This is a genomic window from Streptococcus sp. 9903 (genome assembly GCF_013276625.1).
Lineage (GTDB): Bacteria > Bacillota > Bacilli > Lactobacillales > Streptococcaceae > Streptococcus.
Genome location: NZ_VMLI01000014.1, coordinates 89,231 through 115,002, shown reverse-complemented (window position 1 = coordinate 115,002; position 25,772 = coordinate 89,231). Strand labels below are relative to the sequence as shown.

Annotated in this window: 27 protein-coding genes and 1 tRNA gene; 10 read left to right on the top strand and 18 right to left on the bottom strand. The window is 40.7% G+C overall.

Going from position 1 to position 25,772, the window contains the following annotated elements; translation table 11 throughout:
- Positions 1-60: 60 nt before the first annotated feature.
- The 6 genes from carB to HT696_RS06600 form a co-directional block, all read right to left on the bottom strand.
- Positions 61-3,237 carry a carbamoyl-phosphate synthase large subunit gene (gene carB / locus HT696_RS06625; RefSeq protein WP_173282679.1) on the bottom strand — a complete coding sequence of 1,059 codons (3,177 nt, stop codon included), beginning with the start codon at positions 3,235-3,237 and terminating at the stop codon, positions 61-63.
- Positions 3,238-3,685: 448 nt separating this feature from the next.
- A complete protein-coding gene (locus HT696_RS06620) occupies positions 3,686-4,765 on the bottom strand; it encodes a carbamoyl phosphate synthase small subunit (protein ID WP_173282678.1) in 1,080 nt (359 codons plus the stop codon).
- A 49-nt stretch (positions 4,766-4,814) separates the two neighbouring features.
- Positions 4,815-5,738 carry an aspartate carbamoyltransferase catalytic subunit gene (locus HT696_RS06615; protein ID WP_088791029.1) on the bottom strand — a complete coding sequence of 308 codons (924 nt, stop codon included), beginning with the start codon at positions 5,736-5,738 and terminating at the stop codon, positions 4,815-4,817.
- An 18-nt stretch (positions 5,739-5,756) separates the two neighbouring features.
- Positions 5,757-6,278: a bifunctional pyr operon transcriptional regulator/uracil phosphoribosyltransferase PyrR gene (gene pyrR, locus HT696_RS06610; RefSeq protein ID WP_088791028.1), complete on the bottom strand. Its 522-nt coding sequence runs from the start codon at positions 6,276-6,278 to the stop codon at positions 5,757-5,759.
- A gap of 210 nt (positions 6,279-6,488) precedes the next feature.
- Positions 6,489-7,118, bottom strand: a complete 630-nt coding sequence (gene nth / locus HT696_RS06605; RefSeq protein WP_088791027.1) for an endonuclease III — start codon at positions 7,116-7,118, stop codon at positions 6,489-6,491.
- Positions 7,118-7,660 (bottom strand): DUF177 domain-containing protein, encoded by a 543-nt coding sequence (locus tag HT696_RS06600; RefSeq protein ID WP_088791026.1) that lies wholly within the window; start codon positions 7,658-7,660, stop codon positions 7,118-7,120. The genes nth and HT696_RS06600 overlap by 1 nt, the downstream gene beginning before the upstream one ends.
- Positions 7,661-8,109: 449 nt before the next feature.
- On the opposite strand from HT696_RS06600, the gene HT696_RS06595 reads away from it, so the two are divergent.
- Complete coding sequence (locus tag HT696_RS06595; RefSeq protein ID WP_173282677.1) at positions 8,110-9,669, top strand: ATP-binding cassette domain-containing protein; 1,560 nt, start codon at positions 8,110-8,112, stop codon at positions 9,667-9,669.
- 151 nt (positions 9,670-9,820) lie between these two features.
- Here the strand turns inward: HT696_RS06595 and htpX are convergent, their stop codons facing one another.
- Both htpX and HT696_RS06585 read right to left on the bottom strand, forming a co-directional pair.
- Complete coding sequence (htpX, locus tag HT696_RS06590; RefSeq protein ID WP_173282676.1) at positions 9,821-10,720, bottom strand: zinc metalloprotease HtpX; 900 nt, start codon at positions 10,718-10,720, stop codon at positions 9,821-9,823.
- A gap of 1 nt (position 10,721) precedes the next feature.
- Complete coding sequence (locus tag HT696_RS06585) at positions 10,722-11,282, bottom strand: LemA family protein (protein WP_173282675.1); 561 nt, start codon at positions 11,280-11,282, stop codon at positions 10,722-10,724.
- A gap of 93 nt (positions 11,283-11,375) precedes the next feature.
- Here HT696_RS06585 and rsmG point away from each other — a divergent pair, with 93 nt between their 5' ends.
- Together rsmG and HT696_RS06575 are read left to right on the top strand one after the other, a co-directional pair.
- Positions 11,376-12,089, top strand: a complete 714-nt coding sequence (gene rsmG / locus HT696_RS06580) for a 16S rRNA (guanine(527)-N(7))-methyltransferase RsmG (RefSeq protein WP_173282674.1) — start codon at positions 11,376-11,378, stop codon at positions 12,087-12,089.
- Between the two features lie 253 nt (positions 12,090-12,342).
- Positions 12,343-13,626 carry a solute carrier family 23 protein gene (locus tag HT696_RS06575; RefSeq protein ID WP_173282673.1) on the top strand — a complete coding sequence of 428 codons (1,284 nt, stop codon included), beginning with the start codon at positions 12,343-12,345 and terminating at the stop codon, positions 13,624-13,626.
- 95 nt (positions 13,627-13,721) lie between these two features.
- Here the strand turns inward: HT696_RS06575 and ffh are convergent, their stop codons facing one another.
- The 3 genes from ffh to HT696_RS06560 form a co-directional block, all read right to left on the bottom strand.
- A complete protein-coding gene (ffh, locus tag HT696_RS06570) occupies positions 13,722-15,293 on the bottom strand; it encodes a signal recognition particle protein (protein WP_173282672.1) in 1,572 nt (523 codons plus the stop codon).
- Between the two features lie 11 nt (positions 15,294-15,304).
- Positions 15,305-15,637 (bottom strand): putative DNA-binding protein, encoded by a 333-nt coding sequence (locus HT696_RS06565; protein ID WP_033680400.1) that lies wholly within the window; start codon positions 15,635-15,637, stop codon positions 15,305-15,307.
- Positions 15,638-15,727: 90 nt separating this feature from the next.
- On the bottom strand, positions 15,728-16,105 hold the full coding sequence (locus tag HT696_RS06560) for a DUF1934 domain-containing protein (RefSeq protein WP_004238036.1): 378 nt from the start codon (positions 16,103-16,105) through the stop codon (positions 15,728-15,730).
- Positions 16,106-16,176: 71 nt separating this feature from the next.
- Between HT696_RS06560 and HT696_RS06555 the strand changes: the two genes are divergently transcribed.
- Genes HT696_RS06555 through HT696_RS06545 form a run of 3 tightly spaced genes read left to right on the top strand, consistent with a single transcriptional unit; the run spans position 16,177 to position 19,341 of the window.
- Entirely contained in the window at positions 16,177-17,481 is a 1,305-nt protein-coding gene (locus HT696_RS06555) for an HD domain-containing protein (protein WP_173282671.1), read from the top strand.
- 12 nt (positions 17,482-17,493) lie between these two features.
- Positions 17,494-18,300, top strand: a complete 807-nt coding sequence (gene yidA / locus HT696_RS06550; RefSeq protein WP_173282670.1) for a sugar-phosphatase — start codon at positions 17,494-17,496, stop codon at positions 18,298-18,300.
- 42 nt (positions 18,301-18,342) lie between these two features.
- Positions 18,343-19,341, top strand: a complete 999-nt coding sequence (locus HT696_RS06545; protein WP_173229046.1) for an SAP domain-containing protein — start codon at positions 18,343-18,345, stop codon at positions 19,339-19,341.
- A gap of 225 nt (positions 19,342-19,566) precedes the next feature.
- On the opposite strand, the gene HT696_RS06540 is transcribed toward HT696_RS06545, so the two are convergent.
- The 6 genes from HT696_RS06540 to HT696_RS06515 all read right to left on the bottom strand — a co-directional run bounded on the left by HT696_RS06540 (position 19,567) and on the right by HT696_RS06515 (position 21,666).
- Positions 19,567-19,638: transfer RNA gene (locus tag HT696_RS06540), tRNA-Arg, on the bottom strand.
- Positions 19,639-19,680: 42 nt separating this feature from the next.
- Positions 19,681-20,028 carry a 50S ribosomal protein L19 gene (gene rplS / locus HT696_RS06535; RefSeq protein WP_001068669.1) on the bottom strand — a complete coding sequence of 116 codons (348 nt, stop codon included), beginning with the start codon at positions 20,026-20,028 and terminating at the stop codon, positions 19,681-19,683.
- Positions 20,029-20,146: 118 nt separating this feature from the next.
- Positions 20,147-20,476 (bottom strand): fluoride efflux transporter CrcB, encoded by a 330-nt coding sequence (crcB, locus tag HT696_RS06530; protein WP_164226582.1) that lies wholly within the window; start codon positions 20,474-20,476, stop codon positions 20,147-20,149.
- Positions 20,470-20,844 (bottom strand): fluoride efflux transporter CrcB, encoded by a 375-nt coding sequence (gene crcB / locus HT696_RS06525; RefSeq protein ID WP_164226583.1) that lies wholly within the window; start codon positions 20,842-20,844, stop codon positions 20,470-20,472. Before crcB (HT696_RS06525) ends, crcB (HT696_RS06530) begins: the two co-directional genes overlap by 7 nt.
- Positions 20,841-21,107 (bottom strand): chorismate mutase, encoded by a 267-nt coding sequence (locus tag HT696_RS06520; protein ID WP_000362436.1) that lies wholly within the window; start codon positions 21,105-21,107, stop codon positions 20,841-20,843. The genes crcB (HT696_RS06525) and HT696_RS06520 overlap by 4 nt, the downstream gene beginning before the upstream one ends.
- 115 nt (positions 21,108-21,222) lie before the next feature.
- Entirely contained in the window at positions 21,223-21,666 is a 444-nt protein-coding gene (locus HT696_RS06515) for a flavodoxin (RefSeq protein ID WP_001162128.1), read from the bottom strand.
- A 103-nt stretch (positions 21,667-21,769) separates the two neighbouring features.
- Here HT696_RS06515 and HT696_RS06510 point away from each other — a divergent pair, with 103 nt between their 5' ends.
- The 4 genes from HT696_RS06510 to HT696_RS06495 all read left to right on the top strand — a co-directional run bounded on the left by HT696_RS06510 (position 21,770) and on the right by HT696_RS06495 (position 23,869).
- Positions 21,770-22,705, top strand: coding sequence for a bifunctional oligoribonuclease/PAP phosphatase NrnA (locus HT696_RS06510; RefSeq protein ID WP_164226584.1), 936 nt, complete (start codon positions 21,770-21,772; stop codon positions 22,703-22,705).
- 95 nt (positions 22,706-22,800) lie between these two features.
- Positions 22,801-23,043: a type B 50S ribosomal protein L31 gene (locus HT696_RS06505; RefSeq protein WP_000710764.1), complete on the top strand. Its 243-nt coding sequence runs from the start codon at positions 22,801-22,803 to the stop codon at positions 23,041-23,043.
- A gap of 192 nt (positions 23,044-23,235) precedes the next feature.
- Entirely contained in the window at positions 23,236-23,520 is a 285-nt protein-coding gene (locus HT696_RS06500) for a type II toxin-antitoxin system RelB/DinJ family antitoxin (RefSeq protein WP_023941319.1), read from the top strand.
- Complete coding sequence (locus HT696_RS06495) at positions 23,510-23,869, top strand: type II toxin-antitoxin system RelE/ParE family toxin (RefSeq protein WP_164226585.1); 360 nt, start codon at positions 23,510-23,512, stop codon at positions 23,867-23,869. Before HT696_RS06500 ends, HT696_RS06495 begins: the two co-directional genes overlap by 11 nt.
- Before the next feature lie 223 nt (positions 23,870-24,092).
- Here HT696_RS06495 and HT696_RS06490 read toward each other — a convergent pair whose 3' ends face one another.
- The gene (locus HT696_RS06490; RefSeq protein WP_173282669.1) at positions 24,093-25,490 is read right to left on the bottom strand and encodes an N-acetylmuramoyl-L-alanine amidase; all 1,398 of its coding nucleotides are present in this window, start codon (positions 25,488-25,490) and stop codon (positions 24,093-24,095) included.
- Positions 25,491-25,772: the final 282 nt, after the last annotated feature.

The window sequence follows — 25,772 nt, the reverse complement described above, 5'->3', positions numbered from 1 at the left end:
AGTTTACAAGAAAAAATATAACAAAAAAGAGAAGATCGTTACACCTTCTCTTTTTTCTATTTAAATCGCTTCTGTGACAAAACTACGGCTTTCAAGTACCTTAAGCATGGCATTAGCTGTATCTAGGGCTGTGAAGAGGGGCACCCCGTGTTCAATGGCTGAACGACGGATTTGCTCTCCATCTTCGTCAGCAGTTCGTTTGGTTCCTACTGTGTTAATGATAGCTTGGATTCTTCCTTTGCGAACAAAGCTTGGGATATCCTGATCATCATCACCAATCTTACCAACAGGTTGGGCTTGCAATCCATGACTAGCAAAGAAGGCTGCTGTCCCTTCTGTCGCGAGGATTCCATAGCCAATATTTTGGAAACGACGAGCCAAGTCCAAGGCCTCTTCTTTGGCATCATCAGCGATGGTAAATACAACGTTACCAAAAGTTGGTAAGTGGAGGTAAGAAGCTTCAAAGGCCTTATAGAGAGCTTTTTCCAAAGTCGTATCAGAACCCATAACTTCCCCTGTTGACTTCATTTCAGGACCAAGTAAGCTGTCTACCTTAGCTAGTTTCGTGAAGGAGAAGACAGGTGCCTTGATATGAACGCGAGTGCTTTCAGGGTAAAGACCATCTTGGTAGCCAAGTTCTGATAAACTTTGCCCAAGAATGAGCTTGGTCGCTACTTGAGCCATAGGAATATTGGTTACCTTAGAAAGGAATGGAACTGTACGGCTGGCACGCGGATTGACCTCAATAACGTAGACTTTTTCATCCTTGATGACAAACTGAATGTTCATCATACCAAGACAGTTAAGGCCGATTGCTAGGCGTTTCGTATAGTCTGCGATGGTTTCTTGCACCTTTTGCGACAAGGTTTGTGGTGGGTAAACGGCCATTGAGTCACCTGAGTGGACACCGGCACGTTCGATATGCTCCATGATACCAGGGATGAGGACATTTTCTCCGTCTGAAATGGCATCAACTTCGCACTCTTGTCCAACGATATAAGAGTCTACAAGGACTGGATGGTCAGGACTAGCCTTAACCGCTGTACGCATGTAAGAACGAAGATCTGCTTCATTTTCTACGATTTCCATAGCACGTCCACCTAAAACATAAGATGGGCGAACTAAGACTGGGAAGCCAATCTTGCGAGCTGCAAGCACTGCTTCTTCTTCATTGGTAGCCGTTTGTCCTGGTGGCTGTGGAATACCCAGGTCTTTTAGAGCTTGCTCGAAGAGATCACGGTCTTCGGCACGGTCTAGGTCAGGAACCTGTGTACCAAGGATGGTCACACCTGCTTTTGCCAATGGCTCCGCAAGGTTGATAGCTGTTTGACCACCGAACTGAACGATAACCCCTTTTGGTTGCTCCAAGTCAATGACGTTCATAACATCTTCGAATGTCAATGGCTCAAAGTAAAGCTTATCTGATACAGAGAAGTCTGTAGAAACGGTCTCTGGGTTTGAGTTCATGATGATAGCTTCATAGCCAGCAGCCTGGATAGCCTTAACCGAGTGAACAGTTGCGTAGTCAAACTCAACCCCTTGACCGATACGGATTGGACCAGAACCTAGGACTAGTACAGATTCCTTATCAGATCTGATAGATTCATTTTCCCATCCATAGGTTGAATAGAAGTATGGTGTTTCAGAGTCAAATTCTGCCGCACAAGTATCTACCATCTTGTAGACTGGGACAATCTTGTTTTCCAAACGAAGCTGACGGACTTGGTCTGCAGTCGTTTCCCATAGTTCAGCAATCTTACGGTCTGAAAATCCATTCAATTTTGCAGTTTTCAAAACTTCAAGATCTTGTGGATGGGCACCCAACTCCTGCTCAATTTCAAAGATATGTAAGAGTTTATCCAGATAGAAGATATCAATCTTAGTCAGGTCAGCAATCTCTTCTGGTGTGTAGCCACGACGAATTGCTTCTGATACGTAGAAGAGGCGGTCATCTTGGGCTTTCACAACCTTTTCAATCAAAGCATCATCAGAAACTGCTGCAAGTTCAGGCATTTCATTGTGGTGAACTCCAATTTCAAGTGAACGACAAGCTTTAAGAAGTGACTCTTCGATGTTACGTCCAATCGCCATGACTTCTCCAGTGGCCTTCATCTGAGTACCCAGACGGCGCTCACCCTTTTCAAACTTGTCAAATGGGAAACGTGGAATCTTGGCAACCACGTAGTCAAGGGCTGGCTCAAACATGGCATAGGTTGAACCTGTAACTGGGTTGATGACCTCATCCAAGGTCAAACCGACGGCAATCTTGGCAGCCAATTTAGCAATCGGATATCCTGTCGCCTTAGATGCAAGGGCTGACGAACGGGATACACGAGGGTTTACTTCGATGACATAGTACTTGAAGCTATGTGGATCAAGGGCTAGCTGAACGTTACATCCACCTTCAATCTTGAGAGCGCGGATAATGCTCAAGCTCGCGTCGCGTAGCATTTGGTTTTCATAGTCTGACATGGTTTGCGCAGGGGCAAATACGATGGAATCCCCTGTATGAATCCCAACTGGATCAAAGTTTTCCATGTTACATACAACCAAAGCATTGTCAGCTGAGTCACGCATCACTTCGTATTCAATTTCCTTGAAACCAGCAATTGAACGCTCAATCAAACATTGGGTAACAGGTGACAATTTCAAACCATTTTCAGCGATTTCACGCAATTCTTCCTCGTTGGCACACATACCACCACCAGTACCACCAAGAGTGAAGGCTGGACGAACGATGACTGGGTAGCCAATTGTTGCTGCAAAGGCAACAGCTTCTTCGACTGTATTTACAATTTCTGATTCTGGAATTGGTTGGTTGAGCTCTTCCATCAATTGTTTAAAGAGGTCACGGTCCTCCGCTTGGTCAATGGCAGATAATTTAGTTCCTAGAAGCTCAACACCAAGCTCATCAAGGATACCATTTTTAGACAATTCCATGGCCATATTAAGACCAGTTTGTCCACCAAGGGTTGGAAGCAAGGCATCTGGACGTTCCTTACGAAGAATACGCGTTACAAACTCAAGTGTAATCGGTTCAATGTAAACCTTGTCAGCAATTTCTTTGTCCGTCATGATGGTTGCAGGATTTGAGTTAACCAAGACAACCTCATACCCTTCCTCTTTCAACGACAAGCAAGCCTGGGTCCCAGCGTAGTCAAACTCAGCAGCCTGACCAATAATAATCGGACCAGAACCAATCACCATAATTTTTTGAATATCAGTACGTTTAGGCATTTATAAGATATTAAGGGCGTCAAGCGGACAAAGCTAAAATAGGAGTTATGACGAAAAACTATCAGTTCTAGGAATAACTATCTTTTTAGCACCGTCCGTAGCCCGTATTCAGTTCAGCAAATACGGACCACCCTTCTCCTTTCTATTCGTCGCCTCACAGAGCGACATTAAATAAATTCTCCGACGATTTTTTAGCGAAACGATATTTTTCGGTAAAAAATCTAGTGCAGGGAGTTTTTAGTTCGCCTGATAGCGACTAAAAGAAACGACCTGTCTTTCTATTCAGCAACTCTCGGGTTGCCATTAAATAAGATACAAAGGACGAATAGAAAGCGATTGAATTTTAGGAAACCCATGAAGGATTGACAATCCAAATTGGTTTCTCTAAATTCCGAGCTTTCCGTCCGTGTTCAGTTACATAAATTCTCTGACGAGCTTTTACTCGTTCTTAGTTTGATTGTTTAAAAGCTTCCATCATCTCGATAAACTCATCAAATAGGTAGCTTGCGTCGTGTGGACCAGGGGCTGCATCTGGATGGTATTGAACAGAGAAAGCAGGTTGGTATCTGTGACGCACACCTTCAACTGACTTGTCATTGATTTCTTCATGGGTAATGATTAAATGATCTGGCAAATCCTCACGGCTGACTGCATAACCATGGTTTTGGCTGGTAAAATCTACGCGTCCTGTAGCAATTTCGCGTACCGCATGGTTGAATCCACGGTGACCAAACTTCATCTTGTAGGTCTTAGCCCCGTTTGCCATGGCAAAGAGTTGGTGCCCCATACAGATACCGAAGATTGGAATTTTTCCTTGAACACCGCGAATCATATCCAATGCCTGTGGAGCGTCTTCTGGGTTACCCGGACCGTTTGACAACATAACTCCGTCAGGATTGAGATGGAGAATTTCTTCCGCCGTTGTTGAATAAGGAACAACCGTCACGTTACAATTACGCTTAGAAAGTTCACGTAGAATTGAGTGCTTGAGACCAAAGTCCACTAGCACCACGCTCAAACCTACTCCTGGAGCTGGATAAGAGGTTTTAGTAGAAACCTGTTTGATATTGTCTGTTGGCAGGACTGTTGCTTGGAGCTGGTCCGTCACATGATCCATACTATCTCCAACATGAGTCAAGGTTGCACGCATCGTACCATGCTTACGGATAATCTTAGTGAGGGCACGCGTATCAATCCCTGAAATACCAGGAATTTTCTTGGCTTTCAAAAATTCATCCAAGGTCATTTGGTTGCGCCAGTTGCTTGCTCTACGTGCTTCTTCGAAAACAACAACTCCCTTACAAGTTGGAATAATGGATTCATAATCATCACGGTTAATTCCATAATTTCCTACCAAAGGATAGGTAAAGGTCAAGATTTGTCCATTATAAGACTGGTCTGTAATGGATTCTTGGTAGCCGGTCATGCCTGTATTAAAGACGATTTCGCCTGTTACATCAATATCTGCTCCGAAGGCCTTGCCTTCAAAAACTGTGCCATCTTCTAATACTAGAAGTCTTTTTGTCATATTCTCACCTCTCGTGGACGCTCACTGGCGTCTTTTAACGTCTTGTGTTTTAGTTGGCGTTTCTACTCGCCAGTACGGATTCTAAGATTGCCATTCGAACAAAGACACCATTGGTCATTTGTTGGACAATCCGTGATTTTGGTGCTTCAACCAAATGGTCTGCAATTTCTACATCACGGTTGACTGGAGCTGGGTGCATGAGGATTGCTGTTTCTTTCAAACGATCGTAACGTTCTTGAGTCAAGCCATGTTGGGTATGGTAGTCTTCTTTTGAAAAGACAGCTCCACTATCATGACGTTCATGTTGCACACGAAGAAACATCATGACATCCACCTGATCAATGATTTCATCAATGGTTACAAACTGTCCATAGTCTGCAAACTCTTGACTTCTCCATTCCTCAGGTCCAGCGAAAAAGAGTTCAGCTCCCAAGCGTTTCAAAATCTGCATATTAGATTTGGCAACGCGCGAGTGGTCCAAGTCACCTGCAATCGCAACCTTGAGACCCTCAAAGTGACTAAATTCCTCATAAATAGTCATCAAATCAAGCAAGCTCTGGCTAGGGTGTTGGCCCGAACCATCTCCACCATTGATGATGGAAGTCGTAATCGTAGGACTAGCAATCAACTCTCTGTAGTAGTCAACCTCTGGGTGGCGAATCACACAGACATCCACTCCTAAAGCAGACAAAGTCAAAATGGTATCATAAAGTGTCTCACCCTTATTAACCGAACTAGTCTTCACATCAAAGTCAAGTCGTTCCAGCCCCAGTTTAATCTCTGCCACTTCAAAGGACTTATGCGTCCGTGTAGAATCCTCAAAGAAAAGATTGGAAACAATCGGATGGTCTTCATAAGGAAGCTGGGCTCCATTTTTAAACTCAATTCCTCGCTTGATCAATTTCATCACTTGATCGACAGTGAGGTCTTCCATGGACACCACATGGTTCAATGCTTGTTGATTTTCTGACATGGCTACTCCTTTAGCTTTCTAAGCTTCTTCAGTAATCAGAACTCTGTCTTGGCCATCAAGTTCTGCCATCTCTACGATGATTTCTTCAGAACGACTAGTTGGGATATTTTTTCCAACGTAATCTGGACGGATTGGCAATTCTCTATGTCCACGATCGACTAGAACTGCTAAACTCACGCGCGCAGGACGACCATGACCTACAATATTATCAATAGCAGCGCGGATGGTACGGCCTGTATAAAGCACATCATCCACCAAGATAACTTCACGGTCTGTCACATCTACAGAAACCAAAGAAGTATCTTCTCCACTTTTAACATCATCACGGAAAGGTTTAGTATCTAATTCCACAACAGGAACTGAAAGATTTTCTAGCTGCTCCAAACGTTCTTGGATTCGGTAGGCGATAAAGACACCGCGAGTTTTAATACCAGCCAAGACGATTTTATTCAAATCTTTGTTGCGTTCGATAATCTCATAAGTAATACGCGTAATCGCTCGTTTGACGGTCAATTCGTCTACAACTTCTTTTGTCTTCATGACAAACCTCCAAAAAGAAAAGTCTCCTTAAACAAGGAGACTTGAAATGTATAGCTAAGTAAGCCCTACTACAAACAGTATAGACTTCACCCTTCTACTTTATCACGCTCCTTGCCTGCCTCACGGGACAGGTTTAAAGGAATATTTAATTATCAATTACTATAGCACAAAGCGAGCCTAAAATCAAGCAAAAACTTTTGAAACCCCATCTTATAAATTGCTAAAATCATATAACTGTGGGTACTGGTCACACTCTGGATTTTTAGGATGGCAAATGGCTCTTCCAAAATAAATCATGGCCTGATGAGCTGCTAACCACTGCTCAGGCGGCAAGATATCCATGACCCGCTTTTCCACCTCAAGTGGTGTCGCTGATTTTTTGACGATATCGTGGTGTTTGCAAATACGCTCTACATGAGTATCCACTGCAAAAGCTGGAATCCCAAATCCTACACTCATAACAACATTGGCTGTCTTGCGACCAACACCTGCCAAACTCTCTAATTCCTCACGTGTTTGAGGAACTTGGCCATAAAAATCGTCTAGTAACTGTTGGGCACATTTTTTAAGGAATTTAGCCTTATTCCGATACAGTCCCAGGCGAGAAATATGTGAAGCAATCTCACCCTCTGTCGCCACAGACATGGCTTGTGGCGTTGGAAAGGCAGCAAAGAGACCTGGTGTGGCCTTATTTACCGCTGCATCTGTTGTCTGAGCTGACAACATGACCGCAACTAGTAGTTCAAAATGATTGGTAAAATCAAGACTGGGCTTGGCATCTGGAAAAAGAGCAATAATTTCTTCTAGCACCTTTCGTGCGCGTTTTTTTGACAAGACCATTATTCGTCTCCATCAAATAGTCCTTGTAAGCCAGCAAAAGGACTGTTTTCTTCTTTCTTAACCGCTTGTTGGGCTTGGTATTCTTCTTCTGTCATGATTTGCCAGTCATTTCCTGACACAAAACCTTGACCAGCTTCTTCTTCAGCCGTCAAGACCTTGATAGGAATGTTTAGTAGGATATTGTCTGACACGCTCTCAGCAAGGTCAAGTTCTCCATTTTCGATAGGCAAGACCAAATCATCGTCTAAAACTTCTTGATCTAGCTGGTTAGTTGCGCCTTCCATGAAAACTTCTGTGACTGGATAAGATTCAGCCAACTCAACTGGCTCCATACTACGACTTGAAGCAAGGACAATGGTATAAGACAACTGATAATCTAAGAAATACATACGGTCTTCATATTGGACTTTCCCAACTGCAAGGATATCTTTTACATCTAAAATTTCTTGATTACGTGCACGTAGGTCAGCAACTAAATCTAACGCTTGTTCAAAATGCAAGCCTTCAGACTGCTTACGAATTTCTTGAATATTTAATTTCATACTTCCTCCATAAAGATTTACTCTCTTGATTATACCATGAAAAGGCTACAAATCAGCACAGCAAACTTTGTAATTAACATTCGAGTTTTTAACATGTTTACTATGTCATTTTTTTAGTTCTATACTATAGGCAAGAATACATCAGAGCAAGGAAGATACTCACATGGAAGACAAAGAACTCATTACTAATGCCTACCACACGGATTTTAGAGCATAGAATTTCCAGTTTTCTGTTGACAAAATTTCCTTAAAGGTATAGTATAAAGATACTAATACTCGGAGGTAAGGGAGACATGAACAACTAAGTCTATCAAATAAAGAACCTTTATTTAGTAGATCTTGTTTTTGTCTCTTTTTGTGTGCTCTTTTATGCTCTTTTTTCTGGCATTTTCATAGAGTTTTTTTGACATAGACTTTGGGCTCTACTAGGTAAAGTAGAGCTTTTTGTTATGCACTATGGACATTCTAGAAAGGGCAATCATATGATAAAAATCAATCACCTGACCATCACACAAAACAAAGATTTACGAGACCTTGTCTCTGATCTAAGCATGACCATCCAGGATGGGGAAAAGGTAGCTATTATTGGAGAGGAAGGAAATGGCAAATCAACCTTACTTAAAACTTTAATGGGGGAAGCTTTGCCTGATTTCACTATCAGGGGAGACATCCAGTCTGACCATCAATCACTAGCCTACATTCCTCAAAAACTCCCCGAGGAGCTGAAAAAGAAAACTCTACACGACTACTTCTTTTTAGATTCTATTGATTTAGACTACAGTATCCTCTATCGTTTGGCTGAGGAATTGCATTTTGATAGCAATCGTTTCGCAAGCGACCAAGAGATTGGCAGTCTATCAGGGGGTGAAGCTTTGAAAATTCAGCTCATCCATGAGTTAGCCAAACCCTTTGAGATTCTATTTTTAGATGAACCTTCAAATGACCTAGACCTTGAGACGGTTGATTGGCTAAAAAGTCAGATTCAAAAGATTCGGCAAACTGCTATTTTCATCTCCCATGATGAGGACTTTCTTTCTGAAACGGCAGACACTATTGTTCACTTGCGACTGGTCAAACACCGTAAAGAAGCAGAAACGTTAGTAGAGCATTTAGACTATGACCGCTATAGTGAGCAGAGAAAGGCTAATTTTGCCAGACAAAGTCAGCAAGCGGCTAACGATCAAAGAACCTACGATAAAACCATGGAAAAACATCGGCGAGTCAAGCAAAATGTAGAAACTGCACTTCGAGCTACCAAAGACAGTACTGCCGGTCGCCTATTGGCTAAAAAGATGAAAAATGTTCTATCTCAAGAAAAACGCTTTGAAAAGCTAGCTCAGTCCATGACCCAAAAACCACTTGAAGAGGAAGAAATCAGACTTTTCTTCTCAGATATACAGCCATTACCGGCTTCTAAAGTCTTAATCCAACTGGAAAAAGAGAATTTGTCCATTGGCGAGCGAATTTTGGTGCAAGAACTACAACTAACTGTCCGTGGGCAAGAAAAAATCGGTATCATCGGGCCAAATGGTATGGGGAAATCAACTCTGTTAGCAAAGTTGCAACAAATGCTAAGTCAAAAAAGAGAGATTTCTCTTGGTTATATGCCACAAGATTACCATAAAAAACTACAATTGGATTTATCCCCTATAGCCTATCTCAGCAAAACTGGTGAAAAAGAGGAACTGCAGAAAATCCAATCTCACTTAGCCAGTCTCAATTTCAGTTATCCAGAAATGCAGCATCAAATTCGCTCCTTATCTGGCGGACAACAGGGAAAACTCCTGCTTTTGGATTTAGTGCTGCGCAAACCAAACTTTCTCCTGCTGGATGAACCTACACGAAACTTTTCTCCAACTTCTCAACCCCAAATCAGAAAACTCTTTGCTACGTATCCAGGCGGTCTCATCACTGTTTCGCATGACCGTCGTTTCTTAAAAGAAGTCTGCTCGATCATCTATCGCATGACAGAACACGGTCTGGAGGTAGTTAATTTAGAAGATGTATAAATTTGCAACATAGCAGATAGGTAGGACAAAAACACAATTTTATGAGAAAAGGAAGTAAATCTTCCCATAATAAAACGCATAATATCAAGTTTTTTGCACACCTGATATTATGCGTTTTTCAGATTTTAAAGGCTTTTTCCCAGCCTTCATTTTACATCTGTTTCAAACGTTCAATCCGTTCTGAGATAGGTGGGTGGGTGTAAAAGAGTTTTTGGAACCCTCCCCCTTTCTTAGGATCATTGATATAAAGTGCACTGCTGGCATCATCGACAGGACGACTCATCGGTTTACTATTATCCAACTTACGTAGAGCATTTATCATCCCTTGAGGATTGCGCGTCAACTCAACACTGGAAGCATCAGCTAGGAATTCCCTCTGACGAGAAATAGCTAGTTGCACCAAGGTTGCAGCGAGAGGTGCCAGCACAATAGCTAGTAGGGAAACCACGAGCATAATGATTTCTAAGCCATTTCCATCTCGGTCATCATCACTTCGTCTGCGACCTGCTCCACCCCACCACATCATACGACCTGCCATACTAGAAAGCATGGTGATAGCACTGGCAAGAGCAACGGCAATAGTCGAAATACGGATATCGTAATTACGAATATGACTGACTTCATGTCCCATAACAGCTTCTAGTTCTTCACGATTCATGATAGCTAGGAGACCTGAAGTCGCAGCAACCGCTGCGTTTTGAGGGTTAGAACCTGTCGCAAAGGCATTTAAGGCTGGATCATCAATGATGAAAACACGGGGCATGGGAATCTGAGCGACCATAGCCATATCTTCCACTACATGGTAGAGGTCTGGTGCTGTTTGCTCATCAACCTCACGCGCTCCATTCATGGACATGACAACCTCTGTCGATTGAAAAATCATGGACAAGGCATAGATAAAGCCGATAATTAGTGCGATAACCAAACCACCAAGCCCAGATCGCATAAAGAGGTAACCAACCGCATAACCAACAAGAGCTAAGAGTAGGAAAAATACCAGCAACAAAATCCACGTTTTTCGTTTATTGCTTGCAATTTGATCAAACAACATCTTAGTCACCTAAACCGCTAAAATCAACTTTAGGAACTGCCTTTTCCTCTTCTGGTGTTTGAAGGAAATCTGCTGCTTTAAATCCAAACATTCCAGCGATAATATTGCTTGGGAAAGTTTCTAATTTTACATTATAGTTGCTGACAACACTGTTATAAAGTTGACGAGAGTAAGAGATTTTATTTTCTGTGTTTGTCAACTCCTCTTGCAATTTAATAAAGTTTGCACTAGCTTTCAAATCTGGATAGCTTTCTGCAACTGCAAAAATACCTGAAACCTGACGAGTAAGGGCATCACTAGCTTTCATAGCTTCTGCTGGTGAAGTCGCTGCCGCCACTTGGTTACGAAGTTCTGCCACCTTTTCAAGGGTAGAACCTTCATATTTAGCATAACCTTTTACAGTCTCAATCAAGTTTGGCAAGAGGTCATTTCGACGTTTCAACTGAACATCAATCTGGCTCCAAGCCTCCTTTGTTTGCATACGATTTTTAACCAAACCGTTATAGCTAACAATCACAAAAATAACAATAAGAGCGATAACTCCAAGAATAATCCAAGTCATGATATAAGTCCTTTCTGCTTTTAGATTAGTACCAGTATATCAAATTTTTAATGATTGTGGTAAAATAAGATGATACTAAAGAAGGAAATAACTATGAAACCAGAAACATTTTACAACTTGCTTGCCGAGCAAAATCTTCCACTTTCTGACCAGCAAAAAAAACAATTTGAACGTTATTTTGAGCTCTTGGTCGAGTGGAACGAAAAAATTAATCTAACAGCTATTACAGACAAGGATGAAGTTTATCTCAAACATTTTTACGATTCGATTGCACCCATCCTTCAAGGCTTGATTTCAAATGAAACTATCAAACTTCTTGATATTGGAGCCGGGGCAGGATTTCCTAGTCTTCCCATGAAAATCCTCTATCCTCAGTTAGATGTGACCATCATCGATTCACTCAATAAGCGCATCAACTTCCTCCAACTTTTGGCTCAAGAACTGGATTTGGACGGTGTTCATTTCTACCATGGACGTGCCGAAGATTTTGCACAGGACAAAAACTTCCGTGCTCAATATGATTTTGTAACAGCTCGTGCGGTTGCCCGCATGCAGGTTTTATCTGAATTGACAATTCCTTACCTTAAAGTTGGCGGAAAACTATTGGCACTCAAGGCCAGCAATGCGCCTGAAGAATTATTAGAAGCTAAGAATGCCCTCAACCTCCTCTTCAGTAAAGTCGAAGACAATCTCAGTTACGCCCTACCAAATGGAGATCCGCGTTACATGACAGTGGTAGAAAAGAAAAAAGAAACACCCAACAAATACCCAAGAAAGGCTGGCATGCCAAATAAACGCCCGCTTTAAATTTTTTAGTAAACAAATGTTTACAAAGTCAACCTCGCTTTTTTATTTCTAGGCTCGGGAAAAAATGATTTACAAAATCATTTTTTTCTGCTATACTATCCTAAGCAAAGGTTTTTAATGTCATCCCGTGAGGTGACGAAGACGCAGAAATATTTGAAACTCTTTAAAGTCTAGATTTTAGAGAAGTCTTACTCTGAGGGCCTATTGCTGTAAAATAATGGGCTCTTTTTTGATGCCCAAAAGTGAGGTTTATATGAAACAAGAATCAACTGTTGATTTGTTACTAGACGTTGACCAACGTCCTTCGGCTGGAAAAGGAATTCTCCTTAGCTTCCAACACGTTTTCGCCATGTTTGGTGCGACCATCTTAGTACCATTGATTTTGGGAATGCCTGTATCTGTTGCCCTTTTTGCTTCAGGTGTTGGAACACTCATCTACATGATTGCTACTGGATTTAAAGTTCCAGTTTATCTAGGTTCTTCATTTGCCTTTATCACAGCTATGTCACTGGCTATGAAGGAGATGGGTGGGGATGTATCTGCTGCCCAAACAGGGGTTATCTTGACTGGTTTGGTCTATGTCCTTGTTGCTACCAGCATCCGATTTGTAGGAACAAAATGGATTGATAAACTCTTGCCACCAATCATTATCGGTCCTATGATCATCGTTATCGGTCTTGGACTTGCAGGTTCAGCTGTTACCAATGCAGGGCTTGTAGCAGACGGAAATTGGAAAAATGCTCTGGTAGCCGTTGTTACGTTCTTGATTGCTGCCTTTATCAATACAAAAGGAAAAGGCTTCCTACGAATCATTCCATTCCTCTTTGCCATTATCGGTGGTTACCTCTTCGCACTAACTCTTGGCTTGGTTGACTTTACGCCTGTCCTAGAAGCTAACTGGTTTGAAATTCCTGGTTTCTACTTGCCATTTAGCACAGGTGGTGCCTTTAAAGAATACAATCTTTACTTTGGTCCAGAAACTATCGCTATCTTGCCAATCGCTATCGTAACAATTTCTGAGCATATCGGAGACCATACTGTTTTGGGTCAAATCTGTGGCCGTCAATTCTTGAAAGAACCAGGTCTTCACCGTACTCTTCTTGGTGACGGTATCGCAACTTCTGTTTCTGCCTTCCTTGGTGGACCAGCTAATACAACTTACGGAGAAAATACAGGGGTTATCGGTATGACTCGTATCGCTTCTGTCTCAGTTATCCGTAACGCTGCCTTCATCGCGATTGCTCTTAGCTTCCTTGGCAAATTCACTGCCTTGATTTCAACTATTCCAAACTCTGTTCTTGGTGGCATGTCAATCCTTCTCTATGGAGTTATCGCCAGCAACGGTTTGAAAGTTTTGATTAAAGAACGTGTTGATTTCGCTCAAATGCGAAACCTGATCATCGCAAGTGCTATGTTGGTGCTTGGACTTGGAGGAGCTATCCTTAAACTTGGTCCAGTTACTCTTTCAGGTACTGCCCTATCAGCCATGACAGGAATCATCTTGAACTTAATCTTGCCATACGAAAATAAAGACTAAACATCTAAACACATCAAAAAACGAGCATTTCCAATTATGGAAGTGCTCATTTTTCTTCTTTCTAAAAAAGGAAAGCCCTGCGGCCTTCCCTTGTCTTACTTACGTTTTTTCTTCGCTTTCTTCATTTTATTCGCCATGCGTTTCATGGACTGTTTCATAGCAAATTCACCGATTTTACCTTTGAGTCCGCCACCAAACATCTGGCTCATATCTGGCATTCCTGCTCCTCCAAGAGCTGACAAGTCAGGCATACCACCTTGTCCCATCATTCCTTCAAGGGCAGACATATCCATTCCTCCCATATTTGGCATATTTTTAGGAAGGTTGTTTGGATTGATTCCCATCTGCTTCATCATCTTGTTCATATCGCCAGACATGACTCCCTGCATAAGCTGTTTGGCCTGATTAAAGTCTTTGATGAATTTATTAACTTCGACAAAGGTATTTCCAGAACCTGCAGCGATACGACGGCGACGGCTTGGATTTAACAAATCAGGATTTTCACGTTCTTCAGGCGTCATAGAAGATACAATAGCACGCTTGCGCGCAATCTGACGCTCATCCACCTTCATGTTTTGAAGGGCTGGGTTGTTAGCCATGCCTGGAATCATCTTGAGCAAGTCTTCCATTGGGCCCATGTTTTGTACCTGATCCAACTGATCAATGAAATCATTGAAATCGAAGGTGTTTTCACGCATCTTCTCAGCCATTTCAAGGGCTTTTTGCTCATCGTATTCCTGAGAAGCTTTCTCAATCAGAGTGAGCATATCCCCCATGCCAAGGATACGGCTAGACATACGGTCTGGGTGGAAGGTTTCAATGTCCGTAATCTTTTCACCTGTACCAGTGAACTTGATTGGTTTTCCTGTAATGTGACGAACAGATAGAGCCGCACCACCACGAGTATCCCCATCAATCTTAGTAAGGATAACCCCAGTCACTTCCAACTGAGCATTAAACTCACGCGCAACATTGGCCGCTTCTTGACCAATCATGGCATCAACGACGAGCAGAATTTCGTTTGGTTGAGCCAATGCTTTTACGTCACGAAGTTCATTCATCAAAAGCTCATCAATCTGCAAACGACCTGCCGTATCAATCAAGACATAATCGTTGTGATTGGCTTGGGCTTGTTCCAAACCTTGACGAACAATCTCCACAGCTGGAACCTCTGTCCCAAGAGCGAAAACCGGCACATCAATCTGTTGACCCAGAGTTTTCAACTGGTCAATAGCCGCAGGACGGTAAATATCCGCCGCAATCATCAAAGGACGGGCATTTTCTTCCTTCTTGAGTTTGTTGGCCAATTTACCAGCAAAGGTTGTTTTACCAGCCCCCTGCAAACCGACCATCATGATGATTGTAGGAATCTTAGGTGACTTGATAATTTCTGCCGTGTCAGAACCTAAAACGGTTGTCAGCCCCTCATCAACGATTTTAATAATTTGTTGCGCAGGATTAAGGGTATCAATGACCTCATGTCCGACTGCACGCTCACGAACTTTCTTGATAAAGTCCTTTACAACAGGCAAGGCAACGTCGGCCTCAAGCAAGGCCAAGCGAATTTCTTTGGTTGCCTCTTGGACATCAGATTCAGATATTTTTCCTTTTTTACGTAAATTTTTAAAGACGTTCTGTAAACGTTCTGTTAAACTTTCAAATGCCATTTTTCTTCCTCTTATTCTCTATTATCAATGCTTGTTAAAATTTCTATCTGCTTTTGCAGAAAGTCATCATTGGGATACTGCTCCAAAATCTGGTCAAAAATCTGACTACGGACAATGTAGTCCGAGTACATGTGCAATTTCATCTCATAATCTTCCAGAATCTTTTCTGTCCGCTTGATATTATCATAGACAGCCTGACGACTGACACCGAATTCCTCGGCAATCTCAGCAAGACTGTAATCATCAGCGTAGTAGAGCTCTATATAATTCATTTGCTTGTCTGTCAACAGCGCCGCATAAAATTCAAAGAGCGCATTCATACGATTGGTTTTTTCAATTTCCATAACTTTTATTATACCAAAAAATAGCCTAATCTACCACATTAGCAGGCTAATCCGAGAAGATAGCTAGCAAAATTTGAAAAAGACAAGAGACTAGCCCCAAGTAATTTCCAATTGATAGCTGGCAAAGGGGTGTCCCTCTTGATTTTGTAGTTGATAATCTAGTTCAATCTTTTGCCCATCAACTTGATAATGGCTCGTTTGGATGATAAATTCCTGCATGCCCATAGGTGTAGGAATATAAGCTAAACTATCGCTATCCTTTAGAAAGCGCATAATGGTCTTGGGATTGGAAAATCGACTCATCACCAGTTCTTGACCATGAAATTTAATAACCACTTTTTCCTTTTCCTCATTATAAAAAAGCAGGTAGCTATAATCTCCTTTTTCATGCACTTCTACATCATAGAGTTGGTCAATCACTTCCAACTGCTCATCAAACTGAATCGTATTTCGCATCCGAATCTTCACATCAAGTCCTCTTTCTTGTCTCTTGTCCTACTATTTTACCAAAAACTCTAGCTTTTTGCTATAATGGTCATATGAACGAAAAAGTATTCCGTGACCCAGTTCACAACTACATCCATGTCAATAATCAAATCATCTATGACTTGATCAATACAAAAGAATTTCAGCGTTTGCGTCGCATCAAACAACTGGGGACTTCCAGTTATACCTTCCACGGTGGAGAACACAGTCGCTTCTCTCACTGTCTAGGAGTCTATGAGATTGCACGACGCATCACAGAGATTTTTGAAGAAAAATATCCTGAGGAATGGAATCCTGCCGAGTCTCTCTTGACCATGACCGCTGCTCTCCTACATGACCTTGGGCATGGTGCCTACTCCCATACTTTTGAACATCTCTTTGATACCGACCATGAAGCAATCACTCAGGAAATTATCCAAAATCCTGAGACCGAGATTCACCAAGTTCTACTACAAGTAGCGCCAGACTTTCCAGAAAAGGTAGCCAGTGTCATCGACCATACCTACCCTAACAAGCAGGTTGTGCAGCTCATTTCTAGCCAGATTGATGCGGATCGCATGGACTATCTCTTGCGCGACTCCTATTTTACAGGAGCTTCCTATGGAGAATTTGACCTGACTCGCATCCTCCGAGTCATTCGTCCTGTCGCAAATGGTATCGCCTTTCAGCGCAATGGCATGCACGCCATCGAAGACTATGTCCTCAGTCGCTACCAGATGTACATGCAGGTTTATTTCCACCCAGCAACACGCGCCATGGAGGTCCTCCTACAGAATCTTCTAAAGCGCGCCAAGGAACTCTATCCTAAAGACAAAGATTTCTTTGCACGAACTTCTCCACATCTCCTGCCTTTCTTTGAAAAAAATGTAACCTTGACTGACTATCTGGCTCTGGATGATGGTGTGATGAATACCTACTTCCAGCTCTGGATGACCAGTCCTGATAAGATTCTTGCAGACTTGTCGCAACGCTTTGTCAACCGCAAAGTCTTTAAATCCATTACTTTTTCACAAGAAAACCAAGACCAACTCGCTAGCATGAGAAAATTGGTTGAGGACATTGGCTTTGATCCCGACTACTATACTGCCATTCATAAGAACTTCGACCTCCCTTATGATATCTATCGTCCCGAATCTGAAAATCCACGGACACAGATTGAGATTCTACAGAAAAATGGAGAACTAGCCGAACTCTCTAGCCTGTCTCCTATCGTCCAATCCCTTGCTGGCAGTCGCCACGGAGATAATCGTTTCTATTTCCCAAAAGAAATGTTGGATCAAAACAGTATCTTCGCAAGCATTACCCAGCAATTTTTACACTTGATTGAGAACGATCATTTTACCCCAAATAAAAACTAGAGGAGGAATTTTATGAGTATTAAACTAATCGCCGTCGATATTGACGGAACCCTAGTCAACAGCCAAAAGGAAATCACTCCTGAAGTCTTTTCTGCCATCCAAGATGCCAAAGAAGCTGGTGTCAAAGTCGTCATTGCAACTGGCCGCCCTATCGCAGGTGTTGCCAAACTTCTGGACGACTTGCAGTTGAGAGACGAGGGTGACTATGTGGTGACCTTCAACGGTGCCCTTGTCCAAGAAACTGCTACAGGCCATGAAATTATCAGCGAATCCTTGACCTATGAGGATTATCTGGTTATGGAATTTCTCAGTCGTAAGCTCGGTGTTCACATGCACGCTATTACCAAAGACGGTATCTACACGGCCAATCGCAATATCGGAAAATACACAGTGCACGAATCAACCCTCGTCAGCATGCCTATCTTCTACCGTACACCTGAAGAAATGGCTGACAAAGAAATTGTCAAGTGTATGTTCATCGATGAACCTGAGATTCTGGATGCTGCGATTGAAAAAATCCCAGCAGAATTTTACGAGCGCTACTCCATTAACAAATCGGCTCCTTTCTACCTCGAACTCCTTAAAAAGAATGTAGATAAGGGTTCAGCTATTACCCACCTAGCTGAAAAACTCGGATTGACCAAAGATGAAACCATGGCTATCGGTGACGAAGAAAATGACCGTGCCATGCTGGAAGTCGTTGGCAACCCTGTAGTCATGGAAAACGGAAATCCAGAAATCAAAAAAATCGCCAAATACATCACCAAAACAAATGACGAATCTGGCGTTGCCCATGCTATCCGTACATGGGTACTGTAAAAGTATCATTTTTCAATAAGAATTGATTAGCAATAAAATCCAATGAATTTTTTTAGCAAACTATTTAATTTAAAACAAAATAATCATAATAGAGACACAAATTCTGATTGTAACAATTTTTACCTAAACAAATTAGAGTGCGGCCTTACTCCTGGGCAACTCATACTCATAGATTGGACTCAAAAAACAGGGAGAAATTATAATTTCCCAAGATATTTTAAATACTCTCTTCAAATTGACCCTGAATCTACACACAATCAATTATACAAATTAGGATACTTCACTAAAAATAAGACTTTATCATATCTTAAAGTAGTAGAATTAAAAACTATATTATCTAAACATAATTTACCTACTTCTGGAAAAAAAGCAGAATTAATTACAAGAATAATTAATAATATCAACGTTGACAAATTAGATATTCCGTTCGAATTTAAACTAACAAAAGAAGCACAAAATCTTATTATCGAACATAGTGACTTTATCAAAGCATACTATGATAAAGACATAACTATGGAAGATTATTGTAAAGAAAAAAATAATATCTCTTTTAAAGCAACTTTTGGTGATATAAAATGGAGTCTTTTAAATAAACAAGCTCATAGGAATACTGTATCAGGAGATTTTGGATGTTTATCTAACACACGAAAGGCTCAAGGAAGACATTTGGAACAAGAAGGTAATATTAAACATTCTTTAATATATTACATAGAATCTTTGATAATTACTAGTTCAGGATTAGAAAACAATTTTTCAGCCACTGATTATCCAGTATATTATCCCGATTCGATACCTGACTACTCACTAAAACATATTCAAACATTAATGGAATCATTATCTGATGACGATTACGATTTTGCTTTTGATGAAGCATTATTTCGCTTCTCAATTTTGAATGCAAATCATTTTTTATCTAAAGAAGATATTGACTATTTAAGAGTTAATTTACCTTGTTCTACTGCTGAAGAAATAAACAATTACTTAAAGAAATATGAATGTTATAGTCCTTTAAATAATTTAGAACTTGACGATTTTGAATAAATTGATTATACAAACATTTATATACTCGATATAGTCTCAATTTTATCTGATGATTGCCCAAATTTTTCAATAATAAAACGCATAATATTATGGAGATAATGAACTGCACCCCAAAAGTTAGACAGAAAAAATCTAACTTTTGGGGGTCAGTACATAAATCCCCTATATTATGCGTTCTTTTAATATCAAAGACTTTTTGACAAACTTCTTTGATATCTAATTACATGCCCCCTGCAGGAATCGAACCTGCAACTACTCCTTAGGAGGGAGTTGTTATATCCATTGAACTAAGGGAGCTAGATAAAAACTCTGCTAAATGAGCAGAGTTTTTTAGTCGAATTAACGACGGATTTCTTTGATACGAGCTGCTTTACCTTGAAGAGCACGCAAGTAGTACAATTTCGCACGACGTACTTTACCGTAACGAACAACTTCGATTTTTTCAACACGTGGAGTGTGGATTGGGAAGATACGCTCAACACCTACACCGTTAGAGATTTTACGAACTGTGTAGTTTTCTGAGATGCCAGCACCTTTACGTGCAATAACAACACCTTCAAAAATCTGGATACGTTCACGGTTTCCTTCGACAACTTTCGCGTGTACACGAACAGTGTCACCAGGACGGAATGATGGGATATCTGTACGAAGTTGACCTTCAGTCAAGCTTTGGATTAATGGATTCATTTTATTCTCCTATCTTTGTCAATCTTGAGGAATCTTCCTCAGCGGATAAACTGTATTTTTGTGCGTCCATTACACACAAGATACAGTTTACCAAATTTCCACAAAAAAGTAAAGAAATTTATAGCAGAATTCCTAAAAAAATCGCAACTAAACCACCTAGGTAGGTTAAGGCTAGGTAGCTATAAAATACCTTCTTATCACTTAACAGTCTTTGAAGTTCGTCATTCAAGGTCGAAAAAGTTGTCAAACCTCCACAAAATCCAGTTGCTAGAATAGCATAGACTTCCTTAGATTCCACATGATTGTAGAATAATCCAATCAAAAAACAACCCAAAAGATTGTCTATGAGCGTTCCGAATGGCAATTTGGAAGCTTGATTATAGCGGGAAAAGAAATAGCGCACTAAAGCTCCGAAACCACAAGCAATTGCAAGATAGACGATTACCATTTCTTCCTCCCTAAATAGTAAGCTAAAAGCAGTCCTCCACCGATGCTCAAAAGCAAATACAGGACTAAACTAAGATAACGCCCTGTATCCAGTAGTTTCACAGCATCAAGCATGAGACTAGAAAATGTTGTCAAACCACCACAAAAACCTGTACCCAGAGCTAAAATAACGCCTTTACTGGTTCCTTTATAGACCAGATATCCCTTGACAAGATAAACCAGGCAAAAAATTCCCAGATAGTTGACAAAGAGAGTGCCCCAAGGAAAGTCAGGACTGGCTGGTAACCAAGTGGAAACTAGGTAGCGGACAAGTCCGCCCAACATAGCAGCTAGAAAAATCCCTAGCGGATAAAATGGTTCTTTTTTCATTTGATATTTTGATCCTGATAATCACGCGAACGTTTGAGTATGTCCGAAAAAGTCGCTACAATAGTCTCCTGATAGCGCTTGTCTCCTACACGACTTCTAACCTTTTCAAAAATAACTGCCTCTCTCTTGGTATCTAAAATTGGTTTCCCTGAAGCTTTCTTATAGGCAACTACCCCCTCAACCAAATGCATTCGTTCTTCTAACAGCTTGACGATTTGGTCGTCGATTTGATCAATTTCTTGACGAATAATATCTAAATCCATACAGTATCCTCCTTTATTTGAATTATTGTATCAAAAAGCCAGCAAATAGGCTAGTAAAATCCCAACTCATGATAAGAAAAATGCACTGATTGATTACATCAGCGCACTCTTATGCTTATCCTACTTTAGCAGCCAATTCTTCTGCGAATTGTTCCAAGCGTTCAATATCTTCTTCCTCGGCAGAAAGATCAACTTTGACACACTCTGAACCTTTTTCTGCTCCTGTTGACACAAAGACACGGTCAAAGTCATCAACAGCCTTACAGAATTCATCGTAGAAGGTATCTCCTGAGCCGACCACTCCGTAGATTTTGCCATTCAAGTTGAGATCTGCTAGGTCTTCGTAGAAGTCCATCATCTCATCTGGCAATTCTCCATCACCATAAGTATAGGTCGCAACAATAGCGATGTCTGCTTCCAAGAAGTCTGAAGCGTCAACAGTTGTACATTCATCAACATCGACATCCAAGCCCAAGTCACGTAATTTGTCTGCTACAATATCTGCAATTTCTTCGGTATTACCGGTCATACTGGCAAATACAATTTTTGCTAATGCCATATCGTCCTCCTCAATTTATCTTTCTCCATTATATCACATCTTTTTCATTTTAAAAATAAAAATTCTTGTGCTACAATGAAATGAGAAAGAATTGAGGTTATTTATGGAAATTTGCCATCAAATTTTAGAAAAAATCAAAGAATACGACACGATTATCATTCACCGTCATATGAAACCAGACCCTGATGCCTTGGGAAGTCAGGTGGGATTGAAGGCCTTACTGGAACATCATTTCCCTGAAAAAACCATCAAAGCAGTTGGTTTTGATGAACCAACTCTTACCTGGATGGCTGAGATGGATCTTGTTGAAGATAGTGCCTACCAAGGGGCACTTGTTATCGTCTGTGATACGGCCAATACTGCTCGTATTGATGATAAGCGCTATAGTCAAGGTGATTTTCTCATTAAGATTGACCACCATCCAAATGATGATGTATACGGTGACCTATCTTGGGTGGATACTAATTCTAGCAGTGCTAGCGAGATGATTACCCTATTTGCCCAAACAACCCAACTGGTCTTGTCAGATCGTGCTGCTGAGCTACTTTTTGCAGGAATCGTTGGTGATACAGGTCGATTCCTCTACCCTTCTACCACTGCACGCACCCTCCGCCTGGCTGCCTCTCTGAGAGAACAAAACTTTGACTTTGCGGCCCTCACTCGCAAAATGGACACTATGAGCTACAAAATTGCGAAACTTCAAGGCTACATCTACGACCATCTGGAAGTGGATGAAAATGGTGCAGCTCGCGTTATCCTGAGTCAAGAAATCTTGAAACAATTCAATGTTACCGATGCTGAAACTGCAGCCATTGTCGGTGCGCCTGGACGCATTGACAGTGTGAGTCTCTGGGGAATTTTTGTGGAACAGGCTGATGGCCACTACCGCGTTCGCTTACGCAGTAAAATTCATCCTATCAATGAAATTGCCAAGGAACATGATGGTGGAGGCCACCCTCTAGCAAGTGGTGCTAATTCCTATAGCCTAGAGGAAAACGAAATCATCTACCAAAAGTTAAAAAACTTGCTTAAAAACTGATAAAATACTTGCCAAACTTTTCAGAATCTGATAGACTAGTATGGTAACAATCTATGGCTCGCAAAGAGACCATGGCAGAAAGGAACTATTGCAAAATGAAAAAAGATATCCATCCAGAATATCGCCCAGTTGTCTTCATGGACACAACTACTGGTTACCAATTCCTTAGCGGTTCAACAAAACGCTCTAACGAAACAGTTGAGTTCGAAGGCGAGACTTACCCATTGATCCGTGTGGAAATTTCATCAGACTCACACCCATTCTACACTGGACGTCAAAAGTTCACTCAAGCAGATGGACGCGTGGATCGTTTCAACAAAAAATACGGTCTCAAATAATGATAAAAAGAACAGTTTCGGCTGTTCTTTTTTCTTTCTTGAAATCAGTTTTTAAATCCAAATTTTCCAAGCTCAAAAAAACTTTGCACTCTCGATAGCCACTCGATGGTTTTCAGAATATAGAGTTTTTTCTTGCCTAAAAAATAGAAAAGATATATACTAGCTATATATAGTATAGATTGGAGATATACCATGACGACATCACTTACTAAGCAATACAATTTTAAAATCAATGAGTCATCAATGGAACAGGCTAGAGCTATCATCAAGGAAAAAGGAATGACTATGACGGATGCTATTAGTCTTTTTATCGAGCAGATTGTCCTCGAACAGGATTTGCCAATAAAAACTGCAGAAGATTTACACCGTGAACGATTGATTCAAGAACTACAAGCCCAATCTGAACGCGCCTTAAGAGAATATGAATCCGGACAAGGAACTTCCCTAGATGATATGAGGCTACGATATGACTTATAAAGTGATTCTATCTACCGAAGTGAGTCAAGCAATTGACAGTATTCATGATTACATTACTACTGTTCTTTTATCACCCCAGTCGGCTAAAAATACTGTGGCCAAAATTTTAGACGGCTTAAAAAGTTTAGAAACCTTTCCTGAAGCTGGCTTTGATGCAGATGAAAAAATCGGACTTAAAATCAATAGTAAGTACCCCACACGAGGAAAAATTATCGGGCAATATATCTTGCTTTACTTTATCGATCAAACTCAAAGAACTGTTTTTCTTTCCCACTTATTCCACACAAAAAGCGACTATGTTACCTTGCTACAAAGCAAAAATAATAAAAACTCAAAATCATCATTTTAATGTCCACTACTCTTAATCATATAGTATACTCATAAAAAATACAGTCCTCATTTTAACTAGAAAATCAAAAAAACTTTGCACTCTAACTAGCCACACAATGGTTTCCAGAGTACAAAGTTTTTTAATTTGACAAGGCTTAGTCTTCCTTATCTTGATTTTCAGTTCCTTACCAATAAAAAACTAAGCCTAGGACAATCTCCAAAGCTTAGTTTGATCTAGTTTCTTAATTTCCAGCGTAATATTTTTGAATTCCTTTAATAATGCCTTCAACCAACTTATCTTGGTATTGTTCACTACGGATTCGTTGGTTTTCTTCTGAATTATCCATATAACCCAACTCTAATAACACAGCAGGTTTCGCAGTCTCACGAAGAACAGCGAAGGTGGCTTGCAGAAGTCCAGCATCTCTAGCTCCTGTCTCGGTCAAGAGAGATGAATGAAGGTCAGCGGCCAAACGATTACTTTCACTTATACGGTCTGGATTATTATGCCAGTACTGGTTAATCTTGCTCGGGTAACCTGCATCTTCCTTATAAGAATAAGTCTGTATTCCCAGATTCAGTGTTGTGTCATTCCCAGTAGCGTTAAAATGAATACTAATAAAGAAGTCTGCATTCGTTTTATTTACCATACGAGAACGCTCTGTCACAAAGTCAACATCCACATCACTATCACGAGATGTTAAAACTATATAGCCAAGTTCTTCTAAACGTTTCCGTAATTTACGAGAGACCTGTAGATTCAAATCTTTTTCAGCTATTCCATAATAGTAAGCGCCCGAATCACGTCCACCATGCCCAGGATCTAGGAAGATAGTTTTACTATAGCGCCCCTTTTCAAATCCTTTTGGAAGTTCTTGAACCCATTTACCATTATCTTTGAAAAAATGACTACTTCCATCAATAGTATAAGTTCCAGTGACATAAACGCCATCTTCTTTAAGATAATACCAAGCTTGATAATCTGGATCATAAAGCCACTCTTTGTGAGCCATGTAGCCACCAGATTTTAGATAGTAAGAGCCGACCCATTGCTGCTCAGCATAGTGCCCACCTGACTTGAGATAAAACCAGCTAGAGTAGTTAGGATCGTACACCCATTCTTTATCTGCCATAGCCCCACTGGATTTCAGGTAATAGTTTCCCTTCCAAGTATTAGCCATCATGGCACCATTTTGATCAAATGCATACCATTTACCATTGATTTGACTCCATTGGTTAGACAAATATTTTCCTGAGCCATTGGCGTAGTACCACTTGTTAGCCATCTGATACCAGCTATTTTCAAGTAAGTAACCATTCTTATCAAATAGGTAGCCCTCATAAAGAGTATCTGTAAATTTGACACCTGTTTGACTATAATAAGTCCACTTCCCGTCTTCTTTTACCCAACCAGTTTGTAGCTTAGACTCAGTAGGAAGAGTTGGTTTTGTCTCCTGCTCACTCGAACTAGGAGTCGTCGGCTGGTTTTCTGCAGCTGCTTGAGAATCACTTGCAGAGCTAGTAGTTGAACTAGCGATAGAGTTATTCGTAGGATGACTAGTATCATTAGCTAGAACTGTTTGGCTAGTAAATCCAAGAAGAGCTAGAGCAAGAATCGTAAATTTCTTATATGATTTCATTTATTTAACCTTTCTAGGGGAATGGAATCCCTGTGTTATTGAGTTCTTTGACTTCCTTGATGAAGGAAGATTTGTTCTACATCCTCTAAACTATAATTTATATTACATCATAGAGTGTTTAGCTTATTTAAAGATGTGAAACCTAAAAAGTATGACTAAGTGGGAACCTTAAAAATTCAATTTCTGAGCACCTAATCTCGCTTCAGATAGTTATCGAACAAGTCGAGTAGATTCATTAAAATCATCTATTTATATTATACACCAAATTTAAGAAAAATTTTT

What these genes read in the sequence shown, in the direction of transcription:
- carB (WP_173282679.1), bottom strand. Translation starts at nt 3,237, where the DNA reads ATGCCTAAACGTACTGATATTCAAAAAATTATGGTGATTGGTTCTGGT.
- HT696_RS06620 (WP_173282678.1), bottom strand. Translation starts at nt 4,765, where the DNA reads ATGACAAAAAGACTTCTAGTATTAGAAGATGGCACAGTTTTTGAAGGC.
- HT696_RS06615 (WP_088791029.1), bottom strand. Translation starts at nt 5,738, where the DNA reads ATGTCAGAAAATCAACAAGCATTGAACCATGTGGTGTCCATGGAAGAC.
- pyrR (WP_088791028.1), bottom strand. Translation starts at nt 6,278, where the DNA reads ATGAAGACAAAAGAAGTTGTAGACGAATTGACCGTCAAACGAGCGATT.
- nth (WP_088791027.1), bottom strand. Translation starts at nt 7,118, where the DNA reads ATGGTCTTGTCAAAAAAACGCGCACGAAAGGTGCTAGAAGAAATTATT.
- HT696_RS06600 (WP_088791026.1), bottom strand. Translation starts at nt 7,660, where the DNA reads ATGAAATTAAATATTCAAGAAATTCGTAAGCAGTCTGAAGGCTTGCAT.
- HT696_RS06595 (WP_173282677.1), top strand. Translation starts at nt 8,110, where the DNA reads ATGCACTATGGACATTCTAGAAAGGGCAATCATATGATAAAAATCAAT.
- htpX (WP_173282676.1), bottom strand. Translation starts at nt 10,720, where the DNA reads ATGTTGTTTGATCAAATTGCAAGCAATAAACGAAAAACGTGGATTTTG.
- HT696_RS06585 (WP_173282675.1), bottom strand. Translation starts at nt 11,282, where the DNA reads ATGACTTGGATTATTCTTGGAGTTATCGCTCTTATTGTTATTTTTGTG.
- rsmG (WP_173282674.1), top strand. Translation starts at nt 11,376, where the DNA reads ATGAAACCAGAAACATTTTACAACTTGCTTGCCGAGCAAAATCTTCCA.
- HT696_RS06575 (WP_173282673.1), top strand. Translation starts at nt 12,343, where the DNA reads ATGAAACAAGAATCAACTGTTGATTTGTTACTAGACGTTGACCAACGT.
- ffh (WP_173282672.1), bottom strand. Translation starts at nt 15,293, where the DNA reads ATGGCATTTGAAAGTTTAACAGAACGTTTACAGAACGTCTTTAAAAAT.
- HT696_RS06565 (WP_033680400.1), bottom strand. Translation starts at nt 15,637, where the DNA reads ATGGAAATTGAAAAAACCAATCGTATGAATGCGCTCTTTGAATTTTAT.
- HT696_RS06555 (WP_173282671.1), top strand. Translation starts at nt 16,177, where the DNA reads ATGAACGAAAAAGTATTCCGTGACCCAGTTCACAACTACATCCATGTC.
- yidA (WP_173282670.1), top strand. Translation starts at nt 17,494, where the DNA reads ATGAGTATTAAACTAATCGCCGTCGATATTGACGGAACCCTAGTCAAC.
- HT696_RS06545 (WP_173229046.1), top strand. Translation starts at nt 18,343, where the DNA reads ATGAATTTTTTTAGCAAACTATTTAATTTAAAACAAAATAATCATAAT.
- rplS (WP_001068669.1), bottom strand. Translation starts at nt 20,028, where the DNA reads ATGAATCCATTAATCCAAAGCTTGACTGAAGGTCAACTTCGTACAGAT.
- crcB (WP_164226582.1), bottom strand. Translation starts at nt 20,476, where the DNA reads ATGGTAATCGTCTATCTTGCAATTGCTTGTGGTTTCGGAGCTTTAGTG.
- crcB (WP_164226583.1), bottom strand. Translation starts at nt 20,844, where the DNA reads ATGAAAAAAGAACCATTTTATCCGCTAGGGATTTTTCTAGCTGCTATG.
- HT696_RS06520 (WP_000362436.1), bottom strand. Translation starts at nt 21,107, where the DNA reads ATGGATTTAGATATTATTCGTCAAGAAATTGATCAAATCGACGACCAA.
- HT696_RS06515 (WP_001162128.1), bottom strand. Translation starts at nt 21,666, where the DNA reads ATGGCATTAGCAAAAATTGTATTTGCCAGTATGACCGGTAATACCGAA.
- HT696_RS06510 (WP_164226584.1), top strand. Translation starts at nt 21,770, where the DNA reads ATGGAAATTTGCCATCAAATTTTAGAAAAAATCAAAGAATACGACACG.
- HT696_RS06505 (WP_000710764.1), top strand. Translation starts at nt 22,801, where the DNA reads ATGAAAAAAGATATCCATCCAGAATATCGCCCAGTTGTCTTCATGGAC.
- HT696_RS06500 (WP_023941319.1), top strand. Translation starts at nt 23,236, where the DNA reads ATGACGACATCACTTACTAAGCAATACAATTTTAAAATCAATGAGTCA.
- HT696_RS06495 (WP_164226585.1), top strand. Translation starts at nt 23,510, where the DNA reads ATGACTTATAAAGTGATTCTATCTACCGAAGTGAGTCAAGCAATTGAC.
- HT696_RS06490 (WP_173282669.1), bottom strand. Translation starts at nt 25,490, where the DNA reads ATGAAATCATATAAGAAATTTACGATTCTTGCTCTAGCTCTTCTTGGA.